This window comes from Myxococcus llanfairpwllgwyngyllgogerychwyrndrobwllllantysiliogogogochensis, from assembly GCF_006636215.1.
Classification (GTDB): Bacteria; Myxococcota; Myxococcia; order Myxococcales; family Myxococcaceae; genus Myxococcus; species Myxococcus llanfairpwllgwyngyllgogerychwyrndrobwllllantysiliogogogochensis.
On the sequence record NZ_VIFM01000655.1, the window covers coordinates 1 to 546 of the forward strand.

Consider the following 546-nt stretch of genomic DNA (forward strand, 5'->3'; position numbering starts at 1 on the left):
CCGTTTGTAAGGTAGTGGTGGCTCCAATGACGCCCATCGCTTACTTCCTTCCCTGAAATGGCTGCGCGAATCTGCGGCCCAAAGAGCTTGCGTTCCCCAGACTGTGCAGCCGAAGCCCCGGCCAGCGCAATGGCGTACGCAAGGAGTATCAAGGTGCTGCGCAGACAGCGTTTCGGGAGCGCATTCATTCCATTGAACGGCACGCTCACGCAGAGCCCACCGGCCCCATCTGGGGAGGCCAGTTATGGGTTTCTGCCTGGCAGGATTGGCACCACGCATAGAGCGCGTCGTACATCACCAGGCCATGCCCGAGCATCTCATGGTCATCGCTGAAGGTCTTGGACAGGCCGAGCGACAGCGCATAGAGGCCCGCAGACTGAGGCGCCAGGTCCAGCCGGGAGGTGTCTGCGCCCCGCACGATCACGGCCAGGTGCTGCAAGGCGGGATCGGTGAGTTCGTACTTCCTGAGAAAGGCGTCGAAGCTGCAGAGATCAACATCATGGGTCATTTCGACACCCGGTACGTCATACGGGATCGCTCCTGTGT

2 protein-coding genes are annotated in these 546 nt (G+C 60.8%); both read right to left on the bottom strand.

Going from position 1 to position 546, the window contains the following annotated elements; translation table 11 throughout:
• A partial coding sequence (locus tag FJV41_RS57180; protein ID WP_220137992.1) for a hypothetical protein occupies positions 1–209 on the bottom strand: 209 nt, incomplete at its 3' end.
• Positions 206–546, bottom strand: a 341-nt coding sequence (locus FJV41_RS57185; protein ID WP_141649580.1) for a chromate resistance protein ChrB domain-containing protein, incomplete at its 5' end; no start/stop codon positions are given. The genes FJV41_RS57185 and FJV41_RS57180, both read right to left, overlap by 4 nt.